The following is a 25,975-nucleotide window of genomic DNA, read 5'->3' as shown; positions in this document are numbered from 1 at the left end:
TATGAAAGAAAAGAGATTTTGGATTAAGTTATAAGCAGCAGTTGAATAATTAGAAATAAAAATATGTATAAAGTTATTAAAATAGTTATTATTATGGGTATATTAAGTAGTATTTTTTCTGTAAAAAATAAAAAAACTTTGCCAAAGTCTTAAACTTTAGCAAAGTTAATTACATTGTTATCTACATTTTATTACTAATTGCTTGTAATTTGTTCAAAATTGCGCTTTACAAAGTCGGAAAGTTCTTTGCCTTTTAGCAATCCCTGCGATAAACGAGCTAAATCAAAGGCTTGTTTTATAAGAGTTTCTTTATCAGCCTCTGCAGGGGCAGCTAATATTGCATCTGCTAAGGGAGAATTACTATTCACCACCACGTGATATATTTCGGGTAAGCCCATAGCCATCATTCCGCCACCTGTAGCACTCATTTCCTTCATACGGCGCATAAATTCAGGTTGATTGATAACAAAAGGCATATCATCACTACCCAAGTCCTCTAACTGCACCATATATCCTTCTTTAGGCACTACTTTTTCTATCGCAGCTTTTAGTGTTTGTTTTTCTTCCTCGCTATGTTTAGCAATTATAGGCTCGTCTTTTTCAATAAGCTTTGTTATAGGAGCAGCATCTACACGAGCAAAAGTGAGTCCTTCGTTATCCCCTTCTAGTTTCTGTATCAAATGAGATACGATAGGGCTATCTAATAGCAGCACTTGGTAGCCTTTTGCTGTAGCTTCCTCTATAGCAGCATATTGTTGTTCCTTATTTTGGGCATAAAGCACTACTATTTTACCATTTTTGTCTGTTTGAAGCGACTGAATTGCTTCTTTTAGTTCGGTAAGAGTATAGTATTTGCCATCTACAGTAGGATATAGCACAAAATCGGCTGCTTTTTCATAGAATTTATCATCGGTGAGCATACCATATTCTAATACCACCTTAATATCATTCCATTTTTGCTGAAAATCCTCACGATTATTAGTAAAAAGCTGTTTAAGTTTATCGGTAACCTTACGCGTAATATAGGCACCTATTTTCTTCACATTGCCATCAGCCTGCAAGTAAGAGCGTGATACGTTTAGCGGAATATCAGGAGAGTCTATTACCCCTTTGAGCATCGTCAAAAAGTCAGGGACAATACCTTCTACATTATCGGTTACAAACACTTGGTTTTGGTAAAGCTGAATGCGGTCTTTTTGCAATTGTATATCTCCGCTAAGCTTTGGAAAATACAAAATACCAGTAAGGTTAAACGGATAATCTACATTCAGGTGAATGTAAAACAGCGGTTCATCGAACTGCATAGGGTACAAACTATGGTAAAACTCCCTATAATCCTCATCGGTAAGGTCGGCAGGTTTTTTAGTCCACGCAGGGTGAGTATCGTTGATGATATTATCTACCGTAACGTATTCCGTTTTGTAGTCTTCAGTAGCATTTTCAGGGCGAGGCAAAGCCTCTTGTTTAGTACCAAACTTAATAGGCACAGGCATAAAACGATTATATTTGCGCAAGAGCTCGTCTATGCGATACTCTTCCAAAAACTCAACCGAATCATCATTGATGTGCAGTATAATTTCAGTACCACGTTCTGTACGCAAGGTAGTTTCTTCTAAAGAATACTCTGGACTACCATCACACACCCAACGCACAGCAGGTGCATCGGTATATGATTTGGTTATGATTTCCACCTCGTTAGCCACCATAAAAGCCGAGTAGAACCCAAGCCCAAAATGACCAATCACCCCAGCATCTTTAGCCGTATCTTTATATTTTTCTAAAAACTCTTCAGCTCCCGAAAAAGCAATTTGGTTGATGTACTTTTCCACTTCTTCGGCAGTCATACCAATCCCTTGGTCGGTGATATGTAAGGTTTTAGCTTCTTTGTTTATTTTCACCTCAATCAGCGGATTGCCATAATCTACCTTAGCCTCACCAATACTACAAAGGTGTTTCAGCTTCAAAGTAGCATCAGTAGCATTAGATACAAGCTCACGCAAAAATATTTCGTGGTCGCTATACAAGAATTTTTTAATTAGCGGAAAGATATTTTCCACCGAAACGTTTATATTACCTTTCATTTTGTTTTATAATTATTCTGTTATTATTTTTCAGTTCTATACCATAGCCAAAAGAATACCAAACTGCTTTCAACTGCCAAATTGTCAGTTCTTATCCCCTTCAATTAATTACATCTTTACTATTATCTTACAAATCGATTGTTCAGTTACTATTCCCAACAAACCTTCATAAGAGGAAAGTAAGCAAACAATAGCAGTGAGATTGACCAAAAATAAAAAAATAATCATTGAGTATTGTCAATTAAACATTATTTTGTACTTTTGGGCGATAAACACTACAAACAAACAGCCTTATGCTCATCATTCCTAAAAATTACCATTCTCCTTATGGGATTATGGATACCGAAAGAGCTATCAAGCTCATCAAAGATACATTTGAAACTACTCTTGCTAAAGCACTGAATCTCACCCGTATATCAGCGCCATTATTTGTGCGAAAACGCACAGGACTCAACGATAACCTCAGCGGCGTAGAACGACCTGTAACTTTCCAAATGAAACACTATCCCGATGACGATATAGAAATTATCCATTCCTTAGCCAAGTGGAAACGCTTAGCCCTAAAACGCTATGGCATCGCAATGCACGAGGGTATTTATACCGATATGAATGCTATCCGCCGTGATGAGGAATTGGACAACACACATTCTATTTACGTAGACCAATGGGACTGGGAAAAAATCATTACCCCCCAGGAACGTACTTTGTCATATTTGCACTATACAGTACGACAAATATACCAAGTATTTTTAGCTACTGAAGCACAGCTTATTGCACAATATCCTCTATGCCGAAAGTTATTGCCACCCGAAGTTACTTTTATTACCTCGCAAGGCTTAGAAGATCGTTACCCTAACTTATCACCCAGTGAGCGCGAACAAGTTTTTGCTAAAGAAAAAGGGGCTATCTTCATCACTCAAATAGGTAACACCCTACGTTCAGGCAAAAAACACGACAATCGTGCCCCCGACTATGACGATTGGCAGCTGAATGGCGACCTTATCTTTTGGAATCCAGTGCTCGACAAAGCATTAGAGCTTTCGTCTATGGGTATTCGTGTGGATGAGAATTCGCTTAGCCAACAGCTAAAAACTGCCAATGCCGAAGAACGCAAACAGCTTGAATATCACCAAATGTTGCTAAAAGGGCAATTGCCACTTACCATAGGTGGAGGTATAGGTCAGTCTCGTATCTGTATGTTTTTTCTGCAAAAAGCCCATATAGGCGAAGTGCAGGCTTCAGTATGGACAGATGATATGGTACGACTTTGTGAAAACAACGGAATGAAACTTTTGTAATTTGCTAATTATATCGTATTTTTGCACCCAAAAAGAAAACATAATTCACTAAAAATGGCGCACTTAAAACACGTACGTAAATACTTTTTTAAATACAAATACCACCTCCTTTTAGGAATCTTTATTACTATTATATCACGTGTATTTTCACTCTTTATGCCCCGATATGTAAAGAATGCGATTGCTGCTATTGAAAATTTTGCTCGTTCTACTACCAAAAATACAGACCAAATAATATCATTGCTCATAGAATACGCTGCTATTATCATTGGAACTACCATTATTTCGGCAATTCTTATGTTTTTTATGCGCCAACTCATCATCAACGTGTCTCGTTACATAGAATACGATATGAAAAATGAGATTTTTGCCAAATATGAGCAACTATCATTGAGCTTTTATAAGCAAAACCGCGTTGGCGACCTGATGAATCGTATTAGTGAAGACGTAGGAAAAGTACGTATGTATGCGGGTCCTGCCATAATGTACAGCGTGCAAACCATCACGCTTCTTGCTTGTGTAATCCCACTGATGTTTATCATTTCGCCGAAACTTACCCTCTTTACGCTTATCCCACTGCCTTTGCTCTCAATTCTCATCTACACAATGAGCAAAAAGATAAACGTAGAGACAATGAAAGTACAAGCTTTTTTATCTGATTTTTCTACCTTTTCACAAGAAACCTTCTCGGGTATAGGGGTTATCAAAGCCTACAACCACGAAAATACTACCCAAAAACAATTAGCCACATTGGTAGAAGACGGACGACAAAAAAACATCAAATTAGCCAAAATACAAGCCTTCATCTTCCCGGCAATGATACTGATGATAGGGCTGAGCCTTATAATAGTGATATTCGTTGGGGGCAGACTTTATTACACAGGCGAAATACAATCTATAGGGGTGATTGTAGAGTTCAGTATCTATGTAATGATGCTTACTTGGCCTGTAGCTACCGTAGGCTGGGTGAGCTCTATAATGCAGCAAGCCGAAGCTTCTCAAAAACGCATCAACGAGTTTCTTGCTGTAGTGCCCCAAATACGCAATCTAAACCCACACCCTACCCCTATCAACGGCAATATAAGTTTTGAAAACGTATCTTTTACCTATGACGATACACATATACAAGCACTTAAAAATGTGTCTTTTGATATTAAAGCAGGACAGACGGTAGCTATAATAGGCAAAACAGGTAGCGGAAAAAGTACCATTTTAGACCTTATATCACGTATGTACGATGCTGATGAGGGCAAAATACTCATTGCTGGACAGCCTATACAACAGCTAAACCTTCACAATCTGCGGCAAGCCATTTCGGTAGTACCTCAAGAGAACTTTCTATTCTCGGATACCATTCGCAACAACCTGCGCTATGGCAATAACGCTACCGAAGCGCAAATGATAGAAGCCTGCGAAAAAGCTGTAGTACATCACAATATTATAGATTTCACACACCAATACGACAGTATGCTGGGCGAGCGAGGTGTATCGCTTAGCGGTGGACAGCGCCAACGCGTAGCCATTGCTCGCGCCCTGCTAAAACCTGCTGAAATTTATTTGCTAGACGATTGCCTTTCAGCCGTAGATACCGACACTGAAGAGAAAATACTTAGCAACCTGCGCGATAGCCTTCAGCACAAAACAGTTATTATTGTTAGTCACCGCGTATCGGTAGCCAAGTACGCCGACAAAATATTGATGCTCAGCAACGGAGAATTGGTTGAGCAAGGAACCAAAGAAGAGCTTTTAGCCAAAAATGGTGCTTTCAAAGCCTTTTACGACACCCAAACATTCTAACACTTTACCAATAATCACTAACCTCAACAACGAATCATCAGAAAAAATGATAGAAAAAGCGCAAAGCCTATACACACAACAGCTGCCTTTTGTATGCACAAAGCAACCTTTTAGCAACAAAGTAAGCCTACATTGGCAAACTGACGACACCTTGCATTATTTTCAAGAAAATCGGGCAACTGAGGGCTTTTTATTCGCCCCTTTTAGCAGTGATAGTCCCACTGTTTTTCTTCCTTTTAGTACCGAAAATACTTTAGAAAGCTATTTGCCTACCGAAAAAGCAGATATTCCCACTCAAACTGCTTTGCCCAACAACGAAGCTGAAAAAGCACAACACATTGCTTTGGTAGCAAAAGCTGTACAAGCAATACAAGAGGGCAAACTAGAGAAAGTAGTGCTTTCTCGCAAAATAACACTAAACAAGGCGGCTGACCCTATAAAGAGTTTTCAAAATATGCTGGTGAGCTACCCGAGTGCTTATTGTTATTTATTCTATCACCCACAAGTAGGCACGTGGTTAGCAGCCACCCCCGAAGTGTTATTACATTACCAGAACGGGCATTTTAGCACAATGGCATTGGCGGGCACACAGCCTTTTAAGGAGGGTGAAATACTATGGCATACTAAAGAAAAAGAAGAGCAACAAATAGTTACCAATACCATCGTAGCACAGCTGGAAGGTTATGCCACTTGTTGCGAGGTAGCCCCTGCCAAAACAGTACGCGCAGGTGGCATAGTACACCTATGTACTGAAATAAAAGGTGATTTGCCTAACAATCTCGTTTTCAAAACAGTAGAACGTTTGCACCCTACCCCTGCTGTATGCGGCTACCCCACCGATAAAGCCCGCCAATTTATCTTGGAAAACGAACCCTACCACCGAAAATACTACACAGGCTATTGTGGAGAAATGCAAGAAGGAAAAGAACTGCGCTTATATGTAAACCTGCGATGTATGGAAATAAGCAATAACCATACTTACCTATATGTAGGAGGAGGTATCACCAAAGATTCTGTACCCGAAAAAGAATACGAAGAAACACAAAATAAAGCACAAACAATGTACAAAATTATTGCTTAAGAGTTTGTAGAATCAAAAATAATTAGTACCTTTGGAGCAAAAATCAGCCGAGATATGTTAGTAAAAATTTATGGAAGTGCCGTATTTGGCGTAGAAGCAACTACAATTACCATTGAAGTAAATATAGATAAAGGCGTAGGCTACCACTTAGTAGGTCTTCCCGATATAGCTATTAAAGAGAGTAATTACCGCATAGCTGCAGCCCTACAAAACAACGGCTATAAAATACCAGGCAAAAAAATAACCATCAATATGGCACCTGCCGATATGCGCAAAGAAGGTTCTGCTTACGATTTGAGCTTTGCTATTGGTATTCTTGCTGCCAACGAGCAAATCATAGCCGATAAAATTGACAAATATATTATTATGGGCGAACTATCATTGGATGGCAGCTTACAACCCATCAAAGGAGCTTTGCCCATTGCCATACAAGCCCGCAAAGAAGGTTTTGAAGGCTTTATACTACCTGCACAAAACGCTAAAGAAGCTGCTATCGTAGACCAACTAAAGGTGTATGGTGTTACAAATATCAAAGAAGTAATAGCCTTTTTCAATGGTGAAAAAGAGTTGGAAGCTACCAAAATTGATACTCGCAAAGAGTTTTACAAAAACTTAGACAATCCCGAATTTGATTTTGCTGATGTAAAAGGACAAGAGATGGTAAAACGCTGTATGGAAATAGCAGCTGCAGGAGGGCATAATATCATCTTGATAGGGCCTCCTGGTTCAGGAAAAACAATGTTAGCAAAACGCCTACCGAGTATCCTACCCCCTATGACACTACACGAAGCTTTGGAAACTACTAAAATACACAGCGTTGTGGGACGCATCAAAGACAGTGGACTGATGAGTCATCGCCCATTCCGCAGCCCACACCACACCATCTCTGATGTAGCTTTAGTAGGAGGAGGGGCTTATCCGCAACCAGGTGAAATATCATTAGCCCATAATGGAGTGCTCTTTCTTGACGAATTGCCCGAATTTAAAAGAGCGGTGCTGGAAGTGATGCGACAACCCTTAGAAGACCGAGAAGTAACAATTTCGCGAGCTAAATTTTCGGTTACTTATCCATCATCATTTATGCTGGTAGCAAGTATGAATCCTAGCCCTAGTGGTTATTTCAACGACCCCGATGCGCCTATGGTTTCTACTCCTGCCGAAATGCAGCGGTATATGAATAAAATATCGGGTCCTTTGCTTGATAGGATTGACATACATATAGAAGTAAATCCTGTACCGTTTGAAAAGCTATCGGATAGCAGACCAAGCGAAAGTAGTAGCCAGATTAGGCAGCGCGTGATTGAAGCACGCAATATACAAACGGAACGTTTCAAAGACTATGAACATATTCATTACAATGCACAGATGAATACCAAGCAAATTCAGAAGTTTTGCAAAGTAAATGAAGCATCATTATCTTTATTGAAAAGTGCAATGGCACGGCTAAACCTATCGGCACGTGCCTACGACCGCATACTGAAGGTAGCACGCACCATTGCCGATTTGGCTAAAAGTGAAGAGGTATTGCCAGAGCATATAGGCGAGGCTATACAGTACCGAAGCCTTGATCGTGAAGGTTGGTTTGGAAATTAATAATTAACTATATAAAAAATGAAAATTCGCAGTATTTTTACAATGTGTATTGCCCTATTGGGCTTTATAGCTTGCAACAACAGCAAGCAGCTTGATAATGACGAAATTACAGAACTCATTAGCAGTCATTTAGAAGAGCAGCCCCTATTTGAAACCGCTAAATTTCGCACCGATAAGCAGAAATTAGTAACCAACAAAGATAGGGAAACTATTGATGCTATACAAAAACTAACAGATGATGGATTTATAGAAATCAACGATGAAAAAACACGCAAAAGATGGTTTTCAAAAGATAGCGTGCACATCATTACCCCCGTGCTTACCAAAGAGGCTTTGCCTTATTTAGTAAAACAAAACAAGAATAGTGCCGAAGTAAAAACAATCATTTATAAGCTAAATGAGAAAAAAATAACTATTGAAAAAAATACTGAAAACGTAGCTGTTTGCACGGTGATATTGGATAAAGAAAAAACACCTTTTTACGCTTTTGGCAAAGACCCTTATCCTAATGCCTCATTCATTACCCAAAAATTCAAACTGAAATACAACGAAAATACAGGCTGGAAGATTATCAAAAAATAAGTATATGAAGAATTTTAGTATATTAACTCTTGTACAAGCTTTATTAAGCCTAATATCGGGGGTGCTTATTTCAAAAATGTCGTTTATAGGCAGAATAGGCGTAAGCACAGCATATAACCAATACGTTGTTTTCAAAGTATGGTGGAAAACAGCTATTTTGTTATTTATAGTGCAGTTTATATTAGCACTATTTTTACAAACCTTCAAAAGCAAAGTAAGTCATAATTTTGCGCGATTGCTTGCCTTACTGCTAATAATAGTGGGAGGAATAGGTGCTTATCTCACTTATATAGATTTTACCACTACAGCTCATAAGGTAATGAATATTAGGTTTCATTCGGGGTTTTACTTATTTTGGGTAGGGTGGTTTATGACTTGTTTTTATTTTTTGTTATCAAAGGCAACAAAACAAACGACAGCCCCCCAAGAATAAGGGTCATAGCAAATTGAGAACTCCATACAAGCCAGCCAAAAGCTGTGCCTATGGGAGTAGCAACCCCAAATAGCAGTAACACTTCGGCTATAAAAAACGGATAGGAACCAAAGCCTGCATTGGTAAAGGTCATAGCAAAGCTACCTACTACAAAAGCTGTAAGCACATTGGGCAAGCTAATATTGGCTGTTTCGGGCAAAGCAAAAAAGGGAATATAAAACATCAAGAAATACATAGCCCATATAAAAAGGGTATGTAACAAAAACAATAGTTTATGGCGTATTTTCAGCACTGAAAGTACGCCTTCTTTTATACCATTGAGAAAGTTTTTTAATTTTATAAATAGTTTATTTTGAGAATTATAGATGAAGTACAACAGCACAACGAAGAGTAATCCGCCCCCAATGAGTAGCCACAAGAGCTTTTGGAAAGGAATTTTAGACAACAAAAAAGTACTTATCACTTCAAATTGTAATACAAAAGCTACGGCAGTAAATAGCAAGAGTAACAGCATATCAATTACACGTTCGGAAATGATTGTGCCGAGCGACTGGTCTATAGGCACTTCATCGTAATTGCTTACCAATAGGGCTCTTGATACCTCGCCCGAACGGGGAATGGTTACATTTACTAAATAGCCAATAAAGACAGCCATTGTTCTATGTAAAAGAGAAGTGCGATAGCCTAAAGGACGGAGCAGGAATTCCCAGCGAATAGCTCGTGAAAAGTCGCTTAAAAATCCTAAAAAAACAGAAAAACCAATATAATAATAGTTGGCGCTTAAGAAAGTAGTTTTCACCTGTGATAATTGTTCTTCAGTAAATTGGCTATAGGCATACCCACACAAAAACACTCCCACAGCAAGCGGGAGTGTTAGTTTAAGCACTTTTTTCATTTCAGTAAGTTAGTCTGTTCATCGGGGAAAATAATAGCAGGCTTGAAGTTTTTAGCCTCTTCAAAATTCATAAGAGCGTAAGAAATAATAATGATGATATCACCTTTTTGTACTCTACGAGCTGCAGGCCCATTGAGGACAATAGCACCAGAGTTTCGTTTTCCCTTAATAATATAAGTATCAAAACGTTCGCCGTTATTGACATTTACAATTGATACTTTTTCGCCTTCAATCATATTAGCAGCTTCTAAAAGAGCCTCATCGATGGTAATACTACCTATGTAATCTAAATCGGCACCCGTAACCTTTACGCGGTGTATTTTAGATTTTAATACTTCTATTTGCATTTCTAATTAATTTTATAAAAGTGCGGCAAAGATAGGAATTAATTGGTAATTACGAGCAAGAAAAGCTAAAAAATATAATAATTAATATTTTTATAAAGTATTGAAAACTAACTTTATATAAAATAAATGTTACGTTTTGTTATTTTTTTATTGCTTAAAGGTTGTAGATTTAAAAAAAATACTTATCTTTGCTTCAATAAAAGTTAAAAAATTAACCGCAATGAGTGTATTAGTCAATAAAAATTCAAAAGTAATTGTACAAGGCTTCACAGGAAGCGAGGGTACTTTTCACGCAGAGCAAATGATTGCTTATGGCACGAATGTAGTAGGAGGTATTACCCCTAATAAAGGGGGACAAACTCACTTAGGCAAGCCTGTATTTAATACAGTAGCCGATGCCGTAAAAGCTACTAATGCTGATGTATCGATTATCTTCGTTCCGCCTGCTTTTGCTGCTGATGCCATTATGGAAGCTGCCGATGCTGGAATAAAAGTGATTATAACTATCACAGAGGGTATTCCTGTAGCTGATATGGTGAAAGTAGCTTCTTACATCAAGAACCGAGACTGCCGTTTGATAGGTCCTAATTGCCCTGGTGTAATTACTCCTGAAGAAGCTAAAGTGGGTATTATGCCTGGTTTCATCTTTAAAAAAGGTAAAGTGGGTATCGTTTCTAAATCGGGGACACTTACTTATGAGGCTGCAGACCAGATTGTTCGCCAAGGATTGGGTATTACTACTGCTATAGGTATAGGAGGTGACCCTATTATTGGTACTACTACTAAAGAAGCAGTAGAACTACTAATGAACGACCCTGAAACTGAATGCATTGTGATGATTGGTGAAATTGGGGGGCAATTGGAGCCTGAAGCTGCTCGCTGGATTAAGGCTAATGGTAATAAGAAACCTGTGGTAAGCTTTATTGCTGGTGAAACTGCTCCTAAAGGACGTACTATGGGACACGCTGGTGCTATTGTGGGTGGTGCTGATGACACTGCCGAAGCTAAAAAACGTATCCTTAAAGAATGTGGTATACACGTAGTTGATTCGCCTGCTAAAATAGGTGAGAAAGTAACCGAGGTAATGAAGAAATAATTATATAACTCGTTCCATAATAGTGAAGTGTTCGGAAAGGTTTTAAAACTTTTCTGAACACTTTTTTTATGTCTTTTCATTATTTTTACTACTTTTGCCGCACTTTTAAAATATTCATTAACATTTATGAAAAAACTAATTTCAATTACTTTGCTTTCAACAATATTTACTTTTTTCAGCTCATTATTCGGACAGAAACGACTTTTAGATACTGAAGTATTTAGAAAGAATCCTTCGGAAGTAACTTCTTTTGAGGAGGCACGTGGTGAAGGTGAGAAGATAATCAATTACCTTATTCAGGAGGAGATGATACCGGGAGCCTCAATAACTGTAGCTAAGGAAGGAAAAATATTATGGCAAGAGGGCTATGGTTATGCCGATATTGCTAAAAAAACACCTATCAACCCTAAAAGTACTTTGTTTAGAATAGCAAGTATGAGCAAGGCTATTACTGGAGTGGTTTTGGCACGCCTACAAGAGCAAGGCAAGTTTGATTGGAACACTTCTTTGTACGAATATGTGCCTAACTTCCCTGAAAAGCCATTTGATTTTACTATCAAACAGTTGGCAGGGCACTTAGCAGGCATTCGTTCTTATAAAGGCAATGAATATACGCTTAATAAACCATTTACTATAGAACAGGGTATTGACTTGTTTAAAGATGATTTGCTACAATCGGCACCTGGCACTCAGTTTTTATATAGTAGCTATGGCATCAACTTAATTTCATACGCTATTGAAAAGTGCTTGTATAGGAAATTTGAAGACATTGCTAAAGATGAAGTATTCAAACCGCTAAATATGTGGAATACCTTTCCTGATAGAGGAAAGATTATCAATAATGAGGCTACCCCTTATACTCGTAGTAAGAAAGGATTAAATAATGCTACTGAAGTAAATAACTACTTTAAATTGGCTGGAGGTGGCTTTTTATCTACCTCACACGATATTGCTAAAATGGGAATTGCTATTGAACGACACAGTTTTCTTTCGCAAGCTATTGAATATGAAATGCTACAAAAGCAATGTACTATTGATGATGAAGAGGTAAATTACGGTATTTGCTGGCAAAACCAAACTGACTGGAATAGCCGTGAGTATTTTGGTCATACAGGTATGGGTGTAGGTGGTTATGGGTGGCTATCGGTATATCCTAATGAAAAAGTGGTTATCGTAATGCTTTTTAACGTTACTGACCCTCAAATTAGTATTTATTTGCAGCGGCTTACTGATTTTATATTGGAAGGTGCTGAGCACGTGAATAGTGCTAATTAATTATCTAAGAAAAAATTAAGGGCTACCTGAAGTATTTTTCGGGTAGCCCTTTTTGTATGTTGTTTATTATTTAAGGCTTCCTACCATATCTTCGGGGCGCACCCATTTATCAAAGTCTTCTGCGGTAACGTAACCTAAACGAACAGCTTCTTCTTTAAGAGTAGTTCCGTTGCGGTGTGCTGTTTGAGCTATTTCGGCAGCTTTGTAGTACCCTATCTTGGTATTGAGCGCAGTAACTAACATTAATGAATTATCTACTAATTCTTTAATTCGTTTGTAGTTAGGTTCTATACCACTTGCACAATGTTCTTCAAATGACACGCATACATCGCCTAACAATTCTGCTGACTGAAGGAAGTTGGCAGCTAATAGCGGTTTGAATACGTTTAGCTCGTAATGACCTTGAGTGCCACCTACTGTAATAGCTACATCATTACCCATTACTTGTGCGGCAACCATAGTCATCGCTTCGCATTGCGTAGGGTTTACTTTACCCGGCATAATAGAACTACCTGGTTCGTTGGCAGGGATAAGGATTTCACCAATACCTGAGCGAGGTCCTGAAGCCATCATACGAATGTCGTTCGCAATTTTATTAAGTGAAACAGCTAATTGCTTAAGTGCCCCGTGACTTTCTACAATAGCATCGTGAGAGGCTAAAGCCTCAAACTTATTAGGAGCAGTAACAAAGGGGTGCCCTGTGAATTTAGCTATATACTCTGCCACTTTTACATCGTAACCTTTAGGGGTGTTAAGCCCTGTACCTACAGCTGTACCTCCCAAAGCGAGTTCTGAAAGGTGCGCAAGCGTATTCTTAATTGCTTTGATAGCGTGATCGAGCTGGGCTACATAACCAGAGATTTCTTGACCGAGTGTAAGAGGAGTAGCGTCCATAAGGTGTGTACGACCTATTTTTACTACATCTTTAAAAGCTTCAGCTTTAGCTGCTAATGTGTCGCGTAGTTTTTGAACCCCTGGTAGTGTTTTCTCTACCACCATTTGGTAGCAGGCAATGTGCATACCTGTAGGGAAGGTGTCGTTAGACGATTGTGATTTATTTACATCGTCATTAGCTTTTAATACGGGGTCGCCTTCGCCAATTTGTTTTCCTGCCAATACTTGAGCTCGGTTGGCAATCACCTCATTGACATTCATATTTGATTGTGTACCTGAGCCTGTTTGCCAAATAACCAATGGGAATTGGTCATCGAGCTTTCCTGCAAGGATTTCATCGCATACTTGTGCAATAGCGTCTCTTTTTTCGGCTGAAAGTACCCCCAAATCGAAGTTGGCATAAGCAGCGGCTTTTTTGAGGTAGGCAAAACCGCGAATAATTTCTTTTGGCATAGAGGCAGGAACCCCAATTTTGAAGTTGTTGCGTGAGCGTTCGGTTTGAGCTCCCCAATATTTATCAGCGGGGACTTTTACTTCGCCCAAAGTGTCTTTTTCAATTCTGTAACTCATATTCTATATTTACATTTAAAAAGATGATTTATAATCAGATAGCGTAAGAAAACGAATAATTTCTTCTGAATAACGCTACAAATGTACGATAATTTGTCTAAATATCAAAATTATTTTAAATATTTTTTTACACTCTTTTGAAATTCCTTAGTAACAATATTTCGGTCATAATTTTATGTATCTAAATCTTTTTCAAAAAAGCTAAATACACAGCCTCCATATTTTTTTTCGTAGGAAAAAAAAGGGAGTGTAGAGGTATCGGTACGGGTGGAATGTTCAATAATGAGGATACCATTTTCGTTAAGTAGTTCATTATCAAACACAAGTTGTACTATTAGTGCTATTTTTTCTAAAGGAAAATCATAGGGTGGGTCGGCAAAGATGACATCAAATTGTTGTTTGGTGCGTTTTAGGTACTCAAATACATCGGCTTTTAGTGCTGTAATGGGGTAATTGAGTTCGCGGGCTGTTTTATTTACAAACTGTATGCAGGCATTATAGCTATCTACGGCTATTACAGCAGGACAGCCCCTACTTGCAAACTCATAAGATAGGTTGCCTGTACCTGTAAAGAGGTCGAGTACAGAGAGTTGTTCAAAATAGTAATCATTATTAAGGATATTGAAAAGAGCTTCTTTTGCAAAATCTGTTGTGGGGCGCACGGGTAATTTGGAGGGTGCTATAAGTTGTTTTCCTTTGTTTTTTCCTGAAATAATACGCATTTTTTTATTTATTTTTCATAGGCAAAGATATAAAATAATGTTTAATAAGCAATGATTAATCATTAATTTAGTATCACATACTCGGCTGCGCCAGCTCACCGACTTTCCTTCGCTAAACCTTCGCTCAACCTTCGCTCAAGGTTCGGTGAGAGTATTGCAAAAAAAAACTTTGGCAAACTTTTATAGTTTGCCAAAGTCGTGGTACTATTTTTCTTGTTATAAAGACTTTTTAGCTTTGTTCTATGATAGCTGGAAGGCTTCTTTTACCTTTTCTACATAATCTAACTTTTCCCAAGTGAAAAGCTCAACAGTGAGTTCTTTGGTTTTGTGATACGGTGATGAAAATACCTTAGTAACTACTTGGGGGGTACGTCCCATATGCCCATATGAGGCGGTTTCGCTATAAATAGGATTTCGCAATTTCAAACGTTGTTCTATATCATAGGGACGCAACGAGAAAATTTCTTGTATTTTTTTTGCTATTTCACCATCAGTTAGGTTTACTTTGCTTGTTCCATAAGTATTTACATATACTCCTGTAGGTTCAGCTACCCCAATAGCGTAGCTTACTTGTACAAGCACTTCGCTAGCAACCCCTGCAGCGACTAAGTTTTTAGCAATATGACGCATCGCATAAGCCGCACTGCGGTCTACCTTGCTAGGGTCTTTGCCTGAAAAAGCACCTCCACCGTGAGCCCCTTTTCCTCCGTAGGTATCAACAATAATTTTGCGTCCTGTTAAGCCTGTATCGCCATGAGGACCCCCAATTACAAAGATACCTGTAGGGTTGATGTGGTAAATAATATTGTCATCAAAGAAGGGTGCGTACTGGGGGTACTTCTTAATCACGCGAGGAATGAGGATGTGCACAATGTCTTCTTTGATTTTCTTTAGCATTGCTTTTTCGGTATCGAAATCATCGTGTTGCGTTGAGATAACAATGGTATTGATGCGCACAGGCTTGTTGTTATCGTCATATTCTAAAGTTACTTGGCTTTTAGCATCGGGGCGTAAATAGGTAATTTCTTTATTTTCGCGGCGCAAATCAGCTAATTCTCTTAGTAATGCGTGCGAAAGGTCTAAAGCCAATGGCATATAGTTTTCGGTTTCATTTACGGCATAGCCAAACATCATTCCTTGGTCACCAGCACCTTGTTCTTCAGGTTTTCCGCGTTCTACTCCTTGATTGATATCGGGAGACTGTTCGTGTATGGCTGATAATACTCCGCACGAGTTTGCTTCAAACATATACTCGCTTTTGATGTAACCGATTTTTTTGATTACATTGCGTGCAATTTGTTGCACATCAATATAAGTGTTAGATTTCACTTCCCCTGCCAATACCACTTGCCCTGTGGTTACTAAAGTTTCGCAAGCCACTTTGGAATGTGGGTCAAAGGCGAGAAAGTTATCAATAAGGGCATCGCTAATTTGGTCTGCCACTTTGTCAGGGTGTCCTTCAGAAACGGACTCAGAGGTAAATAAATATCCCATTTGTTATTGTATTTTTAGGTAGAAGACAATTGTTGCCCTGCTTTTATTTGGGGTACTATGATGTTGAAGAGTAATGAAAATTACTGTTTTAGCATTTTTAGGGGAGTACCCCAAGAGGTTGCAATCAGTACAAATTTGTCCTCCTGTTATTATTTCTGCGGCAAAGATACAAAATAATGTTTAATTGTCAAGTTTAAAATAATTATTTTTATGCGAGCTGCACGGGGTGTTATAGTCCTATTACTACCCCTATATTGGGTATAAATCGGCTACCAAAAATACTTTTTCCTTCTTTGTAAAGTATATTATAGCTTCCGCCAAAGCGCATATATACATTAGCTCCGAGTTGTTGCATATAGCCCGCTCCAATATATAGCGCATCTTCGTTGATGTTATAAGTAGTATCGAGTGTTTTATGTTTTTGTGATACAAAATAATGCTGATAGGAGGTACTAAGGTAAGCAACCCTACCTATGTAGTACGATGCCACAGGGCCTACCCCCAAAAGAAGACTGCGAAAGTACTCTGAATTTTGCAAACTACCATTCACTACAATCCCTACTTCTAAATCATCTGTGACTTTTAGCCCTACTTGGGGTGATAAGTCTATTCCTAAGCCGTAACTCGTGAAGTTTATACCTACGTTTCCGCCATAAGTCCATATATTTTTCTTATTTTGTTGGTAGGAAGGTGATAAAATATTGGGACTTTGCCCCATAACGTAGCTACTTGCTAATAAAAAAGTAATAAAACTAAAAAAAAGTCTCATTTTCATACGATAATTTATTTAAAAGTTTCTTATTATTTTATTTTCATTGTTTCTGTAGGGGATATTTTAGTAATTACATAGGTAGGTACTAATAACATCAGCAGGCATAAGAGCAATACACCTATGTTTAGCAATATTACTGCAATACTGCTTATTGCAATGGGTACTTCGCTTACGTAATAAGTTGCAGCATCTAGCTTGATGAGGCTATATCGCTGTTGTAGCCATAATAACAAAAAGCCTAAGGCATTTCCCCATAAAAGCCCTAAGCCAATGATGTAAGTGGCATTGTACAAAAATATTTTTCTGATACTGCGATCGGTCATTCCTAAGCTTTTCAGTACACCAATCATAGGTGTTTTTTCTAATATAAGTACTAAAATAGCAGTAATCATATTAAAACCTCCTACAATAATCATTATACCGATAATTAGGTATATATTGAAATCGAACATACCTACCCATTCAAAGATAAAGGGAAATTTCTGAATAATTGTTTGTGCATCTAAAAACGACCCTACGGCACCATATACTTTGTAACCTACATCTTCAATACGGTCAAAATCATTGATAAAGAGTTCAAAATTACCTACTTCATCTTGCTGCCATTTGTTCATTTTCTGTATTTGCCGTATATCTGTAAAAACGTAGGAGGCATCAAACTCCTGAAAGCCACTATTATACAGACCTACAATTTTAAAACTACGCTGGTTGGGCGTTTGCGAATCTTCATCTTTTAGAAAAATAGCGTGGCAATGATCTCCAATTTTTAGATGCAACCGGTTAGCTAAATAGGTAGAAAGAAGAATTTCGTTTGAAATTTCTTCGCCCGATACATTAGGGGTACGCCCTTCGGTGATAAAATCTTGCAAAAGTTGCCAATTATAATCCTTGCCTACTCCTTTAGCTAAGATAGACTCATAAGTGTTTTCGGTGCGTATAATTCCTCCTTTAGTAGCAACTGCTTGTATATGAGTAACTTCTGGCACTTGCTTAAAGTAAGGATAAAATTCTTGGTTTATGGAAATAGGATGGGTACTTACTTCTGAGGCGTTATTGTCATACGCAAAAATCTGTATATGCCCGTGAAAGACTACTAATTTTTCACGAATTTTTTGGCGTAATCCTGTACCTGTAGCAATAGCAATAAGCATCATCACCATTCCTATTGCAATAGCTGCAATTGCCATTTTGATAATTGGTGAAGATATTGTACCTTTGTCGCCCTTTGAAAATATAACCTTTTTAGCTATGAAATATTCTGTATTCAAAACAATATGCCCTTTTTATGGTGCCAAAGTTACAATTTTTTTAATATGTACGCTCATATCTTGCAAAAATAATGGACAACCACGTACCGACACTACTCAGCAAACAAAGGAAAAACACCCTAAAGAAATAGTAGAAGGTGCTAATCGAATGTATCTATATACCAATGATTTAGAAAATAAGAATGTAGGAATAGTTACGAATCAAACAGGTATTGTTCGCACTAAAAAAAATACCTATGTTCATTTAGTAGATACGCTCCTGAAGAAGAAAATTAAGGTGACTAAAGTATTTGCTCCCGAGCACGGTTTTAGAGGGCAAGCCGATGCGGGAGAAGTCATTAAAGATGGTAAGGATACTCAAACAGGTCTTCCTATAATTTCTTTATATGGCAAAAATAAAAAACCATCACCGCAACAACTTAAAGATATAGATGTTATGCTTTTTGACCTCCAAGATGTTGGGGCTCGCTTTTATACCTATATCTCTACACTGCACTATGTGATGGAAGCCTGTGCCGAACAGCATATTCCTCTTATAGTGTTAGATCGTCCTAACCCTAATGCTCATTATATTGACGGACCTGTATTACAACCTGCTTTTAAAAGTTTTATAGGAATGCACCCTGTACCTATTGTATACGGAATGACCATAGGCGAATATGCTCAAATGATTAATGGTGAAAAATGGCTTGAAAAGGGAGTTACTGCCAATCTTAAAGTTGTAAAATTGGCTTATTACAATCACCAAATGCCTTATAAACTGCCTGTAAAACCTTCACCCAATTTGCCCAATGAGGTAGCGGTCAATCTCTATCCAAGCTTGTGTTTCTTTGAAGGAACTAATGTGAGTATGGGGCGGGGTACTAATCAGCAGTTTCAAATATATGGCTCTCCTTATTTTGATAAAACAACTTTTCACTTTACTCCCAAGCCCAATGAAGGCGATAAAAGTCCCAAATTTAATGGCAAACAGTGCTATGGCGAAGACCTAAGCCATACACCTTATCTATCACAAATAAATCTTACTTGGCTCAAAAAAGCCTTTGAACAAGGCAAAAGTGTAAAAACACCTTTCTTTACCTCATCATTTAATAAAATTGCAGGCAATGATTTGCTAAAAAAACAAATTACTGAAGGGAAAACAGAAGCCGAAATACGCCTAAGTTGGCAACAAGAACTCAATAAATTTAAAAAAACAAGAAAAAAATACCTGCTTTATCCATAAGCAGGTATTTTTTTGTCGATTTACTTGTCCATTCTTACTATTTTAGGCTGAAAAGTGCCAATAACAGCTACCAAATCTGTTTGTGACTGCATTACAGCTTCAATGTTTTTATACGCCATAGGTGCTTCTTCAGCATTACCCCCAATGAGGGTAATATCTTTGGTTTTCAGAGCTTTTTTAATATCCGAACTCGTAAAGCGGTTTTTGCTCTCATTGCGCGAGAAGGCACGCCCAGCCCCGTGTGAGGCTGAATTGAAACTCTCGGCATTGCCCTTGCCACGCACAATGTAGCCAGCATCGGTCATCGAGGCAGGGATAATACCCAATACTCCCTCACCAGCAGGGGTAGCCCCTTTGCGGTGTACTACCACTTCCTTGCCATTATGAATTTCTTTCCAAGCAAAATTGTGGTGGTTCTCAATACGCGCTCTGAGTCGCCCACCTACCGCACGAATAAGTCGGCGATGAATGTCATCGTGACAAGCCGAAGCATAATCACCTGCGAGGTTCATAGCCGTCCAATACTCCAATCCCAAGTGAGTATTAAGATCAAGCCACGCAAACTGCTGTGCTTCTTTGGGTAGCGGACATTGCTCGGCTGCCACACGTACGTAATACTGCGCTATCTCCGCCCCGAACCCACGCGAACCGCTATGCGAAAGGATACCCAAGTACTTTCCTTTAGGGAGCCCTATTTGTGGGTCGTCTGCTAAAAGTTCTACCTCGCCAAACTCCACAAAGTGATTACCACTACCCGAAGTACCCATCTGCTTAATTGCCTTATCTTTCAATCGTTTGAGGATAGGGATAAGCGAAAAAGTATCGCGGTCAAAAATCTCGTGCTCTACGTGCGATTTGTGGGTTTCGTACATACCAAACTTCGTATGCTCGGCAAGGGCTTTCTCGTACTTATCACGAGCCCCCGAGAGGTACGACACTGGTATATCCAAGATACTGAGGCACATACGGCAACCGATGTCCAACCCTACCCCGTAAGGAATCACTGCATTCTCTACCGCCAGCACGCCCCCTATGGGCAAGCCATAGCCACTATGGGCATCAGGCATCAGGGCGCCCCCAACCGAAATAGGGAGTTTCAGAGCCGTATAGAGTTGCATTTTTGCCTCTTCGGTGATGTCCTCGCCAAAGATATGATAAGGGGCACGCAAGCTGTTGAGCTGTCTTTTTTCAGTTTTAGTAGACGAAAGCAGCGCTTCGGCTATCTGACCAAAAGTAAGGTGACCTTCGTACTGTGCAGGATTTTTTAAAATATCTTCCAGCACCGACTTTACATACGCTAAGTTTTTAGTAGCGTAATTGCGTTTCATCACTTCCAACGCTACATTAATAGATTGATTATTCGGAAAACCTAACTTCAGTAGGTCTTTCCCTTTGAGTTTTAAATTTGCCATAATAATTTGTTGATTTGTCAATTTGCTAATTTGCTAATTTCCTCATTTGCTAATTAACAAATTCCCTAATTTCCCTCTTAGCCGCAGCGCGTTCCTTCTTATAGCTCTTCTCTACATAAGTGCTTTTGAAATCAGAACCATTAAAGGAGCGTGTAGGATTGCCCCGCTGCACTTGGGTGTGATTGTTCCAATGGTTTTGCGCTTGCTCGGCAAGTTGCTGAAGCTCTATTTCGGCGAGCTTTTCCCTCAGACGGTTGAGAGCGAGCTTCTTATTGTCGAGTTGCGAACGCGAATCTTGTGCAAAAACGCTTACCCCTGAGGGCAGGTGGGTAGCACGCACTGCTGAATTCACTTTGTTCACATTCTGTCCGCCATTGCCTTGAGAGCGAGTAGTTTGGAATTGTACATCGCGCTCCGAGAAAGGCTGGCGTTGCAATTGGTTGAGTTCAAAAACACCTATATACCAATTGCTGCGCTGGTGGAATTTGCGAAAGGTGCTCTTGCCAACCCAACAAACCGTACCGAGCCAACTTTTCAGGAAAGCCGATAGCTCCTTGCTTTTAAGTTGTAGCATAACCGATTTTATAGTCAGATTAGCATCGCCTTCCTCTCGGCTGAGAATAGTATAGTCAATGCCAGCTTGGGTAGCCTCTTGCAAAAATGTTTTCAGTACTTTCGCCACTACCCATTGGCATTCTAAGGGACCACGCCCTGCGGTGATTTGTATGATTTTTTCTTCCATTTTTTCTTTTTGTTTATAATTGCACATACGGCTTGCACTCCAAAAGCATCTCCCCAATTTCTATTGCTGGGGTGTGATACTTAAGGGAGGCAATCTCTTTCAGTGGAGTGCGTTTGTACTTTTCCTTAGGCGTATAGCGTTTTTCGTATTGCCTCCACGAATAATTATCTCCATAGATTTTGCTATGGATAATCCCCCAGTTCTTATGGTTATTTATGATTTTATCAAGCTCGGCGAGTTCTCGCTCTATGGCTACATCTATTGGGCGGTAATGAGTGATCATATTAGGTTTTACGCGCAGTTCAAAACGCCACGCTTCGGTAAACTCGTAATACGTTTCAAAACGGTCTTTTTGGTGATTGAAACACTCTATTCTCGCAAAATAGGTGCGTTCCTTTTCAGAGAACTTTCCCGTCTCGATAACTCTTTCCCATTCCCACTGACTGAAAGTGTACAATTCCTGTTTACGAGCTATATAGACACGTTTGCCACGGCGCTTTTTCTTCTTTTGGAATTTGCGGTTATCAGCGTATTGATAGGTGTTGATTTTCTCTAAGAGCGTAGCGAAAAAGTCGGCTTGCTTACCTTGTCTTACATCTTCTCTCAGTACAAAAAAACGCACATAACCCTTTTGGTAAGGTTTTTCAAGAGGTACAAGCGGCAGATTTCGTTTCTGCTTTTCTAATTCAGGATGGCGAACACAGCATTCGCGCAGATATTTCTCGTAATCGGTTCGGACAATACGCTTACGAGTGCGCAAATTGCGGAGGCGAGAGACGCCTTCGGGGGTAATATATAGATTTCCCATTTTTCAATTGACAATTAATAATTAACAATTTAATTGCTTCGGGAAAATGTGATAGGAAGGTGTCCTAAAAATTCTATTTGTGAGGAAAAACAAAAAGCCCGAAGCGGGTGCTTCGGGCTCTTCTATATTTTATACTATTATTCTAATCAAGCAGATACGCCACGAAGCGTTACCTTGTGCAAAGGTAATACAGATGCGATATGTAACTTGATGTAGGTCATTTCTTCGTGTGTATTTATAAGGTTAAACAATGATTTGTTCGTAATTCGGCGGCAAAGGTACTACTATTTTTTGAATTAGCAAGAAAAAAAGAAGAATTATTTTTTAAATAGTGTTGTTCCCTAAATAGTTAAACATAAATTTATAAGCTATATTTCTGTTGGCTTGTTCTGAAAGTTCTTTTATAAGCTTATCTTTTTCAGCATTGGTTAGTTTTTTTTAGCTTCTTTTTTAGCGGGTTTAGCTGTTTTTGTAATTAATGTCTGCATAGTATTTTAGTTTTTGTGGTTACAAAGGTAATAATAAAATCTGAACAAACAAAAATCTATATATAATTCCAGATTTCTACCAATTCCAGAAACAAGAATATTTATTTTTTGCAAAAATTCCCTTTAAAAAGCTGAACAAGAGATAAAAGAATAGCATTGGTACAATCAACTCACCAAATGATACCAAACTAATGGTAGCGTCCTTATTACATAAATTTTTAAAAAAATGATATAAGTTTTGAGGGAAATGTAATATAGAGTTAGGATTCTTAAATAGTACATAATGCACAAACAGTACAATAAAACTATAGCTTATTAAACCGTAGACTAATAAGAGAAAATCTATTTTTGTCCACTGTACCTTTTTACCTTTGATCATTCTAAAAATATCACCTATTTTGCGGAAAGAGTGTTGCAAAAGGTTAGGTTTATTTGTAATATCTGAGAGTATCCAATAACCATCGCTTCTGAGAAATGGATTGAGATTAAAAAAAGTATGTAAACAAACAATAATAGCAATGAGAGTTAGACTTATTTGTCCTAACAATAACCCTACTAATGAGAGCAAGGTACAGAAAATGATTTCAAAATACATTCCTGCACAATTTACTACCACCCGTTGCCATTTCTTGAGTCGCCATACATCAGTAACATCGGCAAAATAAACAGGAGTAAACAAATAGAAACCACCGCCGATTCCTCCGTGTTCTGCCCCAAAATGGCTTGCTGCGGTAGCGTGCCCCAATTCGTGAAAAGTAACACTTATAGCCATTACCACCAAAAAGAAAATAACACTTTCTTGCACCTTAAAACTCTTATAACCATCTAAAAGTAAATAAAGCTCTGTACCTATCACCATTGTACAGACGAATAAGATAAGCCAAGCGATTTTCTTGCGAAAAAGAAAATGTAGTGAAGGGGTGATTTTAGCAATAAAACGCTTGTTAAAAATGATAAAACTCAGCTTGAGATAGGAAGGCTTTTGATAAGGTTTTATTTGTTCTTCTTCGCCTTCTAACAATCCATACTTTGAGAGTTTGTTGTAAAGAAGAAAGTGCAGAGCGTTTACTGTAATTTTCTTTTCAGATTGCTGGTTGTGTAGTTCACATATCTCTTGAAGAGAGCGCTCATTGTCTATGAGTGAAAGGAGGTCATAAGTATCTTTATTAATTTTCAAATAATGCTTATGCAGAGTGTTACAGAGAATAAACTCTTTATCATTGAGTTTATTGAAAGTAATAGAGGGATTAATATGTGGAATTTTGTTTTGCATTAGAAACAAAGGGCTTTAAGGGCGTAAGCAGTAGTGAGTGTCTCGCTTTTATAAGGTTCGTACGCTTTAGGTTTGATAAAGTTCATAGCTTCCCACCCTCCTGAGGTATTTTGAGTAGCAAGCAATTGTTCTTGTAGGATTATAACAGTTTCATCAGTGTTGAGCCCCACTATTTTTAAAGTGAGTAAAGCCAATGCCATAGAAAGGGGTTCAGTAGGGAGATGAGTTTTGATATAATTGACAGCACGCTGTATCTGGTTTGTATATTGCTCACCAAAGCGTTGCAACAAGCGCACACAAACGTAGGTACCGTAATAATTGCCGTAATACCAACGACTCTCCCAATAACCTTCTTCTTTTTGTTGAGAGAATAAATAACTAATTCCTTTTTGGATAACAGACAAATAGGCTTTTGGGTCATAAAGATGGAGCGCATACAAGAAGTTAGCTACTACCTCCACATCGGGACCTGTACCCCATTTGCTTTCGTTGAAATACTGTTGCTTTTGCTGTAGAGGTGTTAGGTTGTGCTTGGGAAGTATCCACGTTTCAATGCCCCCATTAGTACAACTTCTACTATTGATAGCCGTATCAATAGCTTTTTGACAGTGTTTAGCAATCTCATCTTTTTTGCCAATATGAATAAAGAACTGCATTATTTGCGCCAAATCGTCAATATCAGGAGCTATTTCTTGTACGGTGGGGAAGTATTGCCAAGCGCCTACTTCGGGATTGATACGCTCCATAAAGTAGTGGAATTCCTCCTCAAAGAAAGATGTAATGGGCAACTGGTATCTTTGAGCAATAGTGTAAAAGCAATCGTCTAATAGTACACGTTGGAAAGTATCGGAGGTATGTACCTGACAAGTGTTCTCAAAGCCTTCGGCATTACCTAAGTACATAGTATGTTTCAGTTCAGCGTAATGCTGACGGAAATCTTGCTCTATAAAATCCAAGCCTTTGTGTATGCTCTCTTCTTTTACTGCTGAAAAATTGAAAAAAGGGGCAGTGTTTCGTTCTTTTTTAAGAGCAAGAGTGGTTTTTAGCACAGCCAAATAACCTTCGGTAGTTTCCAAATAGCTTTGGATAGTAGTAATCATCTGCTCAATAGTTTGCAACCACCCGCTGGGAATATTCAGCTCAGCTACTACAGCTTTTGCCTTTTCAAACTGTACAATAGCTTCTTTCAGCAAGTCTTGCCCCACGCCTTTTACAAACAAATATTTGTGAAGGGTGTTAGGCTCGTGTTGTTCTCCTGCAAAATCTACTTTTTGTTGCAACTGATAGACCGCCCAATTGAATTGCCCACGGCGTACATCACGTGCAAAATCTTTTACATCGTCATAGAGCTGAAACCCTACTGAAAAATAGCGATGTGACAATAATAATTTTTCGTACACAGCCTTGTTTTGAGAGTTGCTTTGTACCCAAAGGCTATCTATAGCTATTTTGCCAAAAGCCGACTTGTCATCTGCTAAGCTACTGTATTGTTCAAACGATACCTCAGGGGTAGTAAGCAGGCGTTTTTCGGTTTGTATAGCCTTAAAGTACTCCGCTTTGCGCTGTTGCCATAGTTCCCAAAAAGGCGATTTATAACCGTAAATACTCGTGAGGATTTTAATTGTTTCCTCTTGCAAGGCAAGCATTTCCACCAATGCTTTGGTATCGCCCTCATCTACTAAGGCGTCTAAACAAAGTACTGCATTGTAATAGGTATAACCTGCTTTGCAGAGTAAATGTAAGGTTTCAGCACTTATAGTAGGAAAATAAGTGTGAAACAAAGCGGGGTAATGCTTGTAAAATTCAGGGGATTTCTCGGTGGTAGGCAT

Annotated in this window: 23 protein-coding genes; 10 read left to right on the top strand and 13 right to left on the bottom strand. The window is 38.7% G+C overall.

Features of this window, described 5'->3' with window-relative positions:
- Nucleotides 1-194: 194 nt before the first annotated feature.
- Nucleotides 195-2,081, bottom strand: a complete 1,887-nt coding sequence (gene htpG, locus HMPREF9075_RS02630) for a molecular chaperone HtpG (protein ID WP_009751329.1) — start codon at nucleotides 2,079-2,081, stop codon at nucleotides 195-197.
- Nucleotides 2,082-2,374: 293 nt separating this feature from the next.
- On the opposite strand from htpG, the gene asnA reads away from it, so the two are divergent.
- Genes asnA through HMPREF9075_RS12770 form a run of 6 tightly spaced genes read left to right on the top strand, consistent with a single transcriptional unit; the run spans nucleotide 2,375 to nucleotide 8,865 of the window.
- Nucleotides 2,375-3,379, top strand: coding sequence for an aspartate--ammonia ligase (asnA, locus tag HMPREF9075_RS02625; RefSeq protein WP_009751327.1), 1,005 nt, complete (start codon nucleotides 2,375-2,377; stop codon nucleotides 3,377-3,379).
- 54 nt (nucleotides 3,380-3,433) lie between these two features.
- Complete coding sequence (locus HMPREF9075_RS02620; protein WP_034556563.1) at nucleotides 3,434-5,176, top strand: ABC transporter ATP-binding protein; 1,743 nt, start codon at nucleotides 3,434-3,436, stop codon at nucleotides 5,174-5,176.
- A 46-nt stretch (nucleotides 5,177-5,222) separates the two neighbouring features.
- A complete protein-coding gene (locus tag HMPREF9075_RS02615) occupies nucleotides 5,223-6,257 on the top strand; it encodes a chorismate-binding protein (RefSeq protein WP_009751325.1) in 1,035 nt (344 codons plus the stop codon).
- Between the two features lie 54 nt (nucleotides 6,258-6,311).
- Nucleotides 6,312-7,850: a YifB family Mg chelatase-like AAA ATPase gene (locus tag HMPREF9075_RS02610; protein WP_009751324.1), complete on the top strand. Its 1,539-nt coding sequence runs from the start codon at nucleotides 6,312-6,314 to the stop codon at nucleotides 7,848-7,850.
- A gap of 24 nt (nucleotides 7,851-7,874) precedes the next feature.
- Entirely contained in the window at nucleotides 7,875-8,432 is a 558-nt protein-coding gene (locus tag HMPREF9075_RS02605) for a hypothetical protein (protein ID WP_034556579.1), read from the top strand.
- 4 nt (nucleotides 8,433-8,436) lie between these two features.
- Nucleotides 8,437-8,865, top strand: coding sequence for a hypothetical protein (locus HMPREF9075_RS12770; protein WP_009751322.1), 429 nt, complete (start codon nucleotides 8,437-8,439; stop codon nucleotides 8,863-8,865).
- Here the strand turns inward: HMPREF9075_RS12770 and HMPREF9075_RS02600 are convergent.
- Both HMPREF9075_RS02600 and panD read right to left on the bottom strand, forming a co-directional pair.
- The gene (locus HMPREF9075_RS02600) at nucleotides 8,801-9,760 is read right to left on the bottom strand and encodes a lysylphosphatidylglycerol synthase transmembrane domain-containing protein (protein WP_009751321.1); all 960 of its coding nucleotides are present in this window, start codon (nucleotides 9,758-9,760) and stop codon (nucleotides 8,801-8,803) included. The two genes, HMPREF9075_RS12770 and HMPREF9075_RS02600, sit on opposite strands and share 65 nt — an antisense overlap.
- Entirely contained in the window at nucleotides 9,757-10,107 is a 351-nt protein-coding gene (gene panD, locus HMPREF9075_RS02595; RefSeq protein ID WP_009751320.1) for an aspartate 1-decarboxylase, read from the bottom strand. The genes HMPREF9075_RS02600 and panD overlap by 4 nt, the downstream gene beginning before the upstream one ends.
- A gap of 220 nt (nucleotides 10,108-10,327) precedes the next feature.
- On the opposite strand from panD, the gene sucD reads away from it, so the two are divergent.
- A complete protein-coding gene (sucD, locus tag HMPREF9075_RS02590; protein ID WP_034556578.1) occupies nucleotides 10,328-11,203 on the top strand; it encodes a succinate--CoA ligase subunit alpha in 876 nt (291 codons plus the stop codon).
- Between the two features lie 126 nt (nucleotides 11,204-11,329).
- Nucleotides 11,330-12,478, top strand: coding sequence for a serine hydrolase (locus tag HMPREF9075_RS02585; protein WP_009751318.1), 1,149 nt, complete (start codon nucleotides 11,330-11,332; stop codon nucleotides 12,476-12,478).
- 66 nt (nucleotides 12,479-12,544) lie between these two features.
- On the opposite strand, the gene fumC is transcribed toward HMPREF9075_RS02585, so the two are convergent.
- The 5 genes from fumC to HMPREF9075_RS02560 form a co-directional block, all read right to left on the bottom strand.
- On the bottom strand, nucleotides 12,545-13,942 hold the full coding sequence (gene fumC, locus HMPREF9075_RS02580; RefSeq protein ID WP_009751317.1) for a class II fumarate hydratase: 1,398 nt from the start codon (nucleotides 13,940-13,942) through the stop codon (nucleotides 12,545-12,547).
- Between the two features lie 173 nt (nucleotides 13,943-14,115).
- Nucleotides 14,116-14,664 (bottom strand): RsmD family RNA methyltransferase, encoded by a 549-nt coding sequence (locus HMPREF9075_RS02575; RefSeq protein WP_009751316.1) that lies wholly within the window; start codon nucleotides 14,662-14,664, stop codon nucleotides 14,116-14,118.
- A gap of 240 nt (nucleotides 14,665-14,904) precedes the next feature.
- Nucleotides 14,905-16,158 carry a methionine adenosyltransferase gene (gene metK / locus HMPREF9075_RS02570; RefSeq protein WP_009751315.1) on the bottom strand — a complete coding sequence of 418 codons (1,254 nt, stop codon included), beginning with the start codon at nucleotides 16,156-16,158 and terminating at the stop codon, nucleotides 14,905-14,907.
- Nucleotides 16,159-16,387: 229 nt separating this feature from the next.
- Nucleotides 16,388-16,933 (bottom strand): hypothetical protein, encoded by a 546-nt coding sequence (locus HMPREF9075_RS02565; RefSeq protein ID WP_009751314.1) that lies wholly within the window; start codon nucleotides 16,931-16,933, stop codon nucleotides 16,388-16,390.
- A gap of 26 nt (nucleotides 16,934-16,959) precedes the next feature.
- Entirely contained in the window at nucleotides 16,960-18,117 is a 1,158-nt protein-coding gene (locus HMPREF9075_RS02560; protein ID WP_034556576.1) for an FtsX-like permease family protein, read from the bottom strand.
- Between the two features lie 61 nt (nucleotides 18,118-18,178).
- Here HMPREF9075_RS02560 and HMPREF9075_RS02555 point away from each other — a divergent pair, with 61 nt between their 5' ends.
- Entirely contained in the window at nucleotides 18,179-19,423 is a 1,245-nt protein-coding gene (locus HMPREF9075_RS02555; protein ID WP_009751312.1) for an exo-beta-N-acetylmuramidase NamZ domain-containing protein, read from the top strand.
- 20 nt (nucleotides 19,424-19,443) lie between these two features.
- Here the strand turns inward: HMPREF9075_RS02555 and HMPREF9075_RS02550 are convergent, their stop codons facing one another.
- The 3 genes from HMPREF9075_RS02550 to HMPREF9075_RS02540 are packed head-to-tail and all read right to left on the bottom strand — an operon-like array spanning nucleotide 19,444 to nucleotide 22,385.
- Complete coding sequence (locus tag HMPREF9075_RS02550; protein ID WP_009751311.1) at nucleotides 19,444-20,835, bottom strand: RtcB family protein; 1,392 nt, start codon at nucleotides 20,833-20,835, stop codon at nucleotides 19,444-19,446.
- A gap of 49 nt (nucleotides 20,836-20,884) precedes the next feature.
- A complete protein-coding gene (gene prfH / locus HMPREF9075_RS02545) occupies nucleotides 20,885-21,577 on the bottom strand; it encodes a peptide chain release factor H (RefSeq protein WP_034556575.1) in 693 nt (230 codons plus the stop codon).
- A 13-nt stretch (nucleotides 21,578-21,590) separates the two neighbouring features.
- Nucleotides 21,591-22,385, bottom strand: a complete 795-nt coding sequence (locus HMPREF9075_RS02540) for a hypothetical protein (protein ID WP_009751309.1) — start codon at nucleotides 22,383-22,385, stop codon at nucleotides 21,591-21,593.
- A 79-nt stretch (nucleotides 22,386-22,464) separates the two neighbouring features.
- On the opposite strand from HMPREF9075_RS02540, the gene HMPREF9075_RS13970 reads away from it, so the two are divergent.
- Nucleotides 22,465-22,596: a hypothetical protein gene (locus tag HMPREF9075_RS13970; RefSeq protein ID WP_009751308.1), complete on the top strand. Its 132-nt coding sequence runs from the start codon at nucleotides 22,465-22,467 to the stop codon at nucleotides 22,594-22,596.
- Between the two features lie 353 nt (nucleotides 22,597-22,949).
- On the opposite strand, the gene HMPREF9075_RS02535 is transcribed toward HMPREF9075_RS13970, so the two are convergent.
- Both HMPREF9075_RS02535 and HMPREF9075_RS02530 read right to left on the bottom strand, forming a co-directional pair.
- Nucleotides 22,950-24,146 carry a M50 family metallopeptidase gene (locus tag HMPREF9075_RS02535; RefSeq protein WP_009751307.1) on the bottom strand — a complete coding sequence of 399 codons (1,197 nt, stop codon included), beginning with the start codon at nucleotides 24,144-24,146 and terminating at the stop codon, nucleotides 22,950-22,952.
- Nucleotides 24,146-25,975: a prenyltransferase/squalene oxidase repeat-containing protein gene (locus tag HMPREF9075_RS02530; protein ID WP_009751306.1), complete on the bottom strand. Its 1,830-nt coding sequence runs from the start codon at nucleotides 25,973-25,975 to the stop codon at nucleotides 24,146-24,148. Before HMPREF9075_RS02530 ends, HMPREF9075_RS02535 begins: the two co-directional genes overlap by 1 nt.

The sequence above is a fragment of the Capnocytophaga sp. oral taxon 332 str. F0381 genome (assembly GCF_000318275.2).
GTDB classification, from domain to species: domain Bacteria; phylum Bacteroidota; class Bacteroidia; order Flavobacteriales; family Flavobacteriaceae; genus Capnocytophaga; species Capnocytophaga bilenii.
Note: the sequence above shows the minus strand (reverse complement) of the source record. Positions and strands in the feature narration are given on the sequence as shown.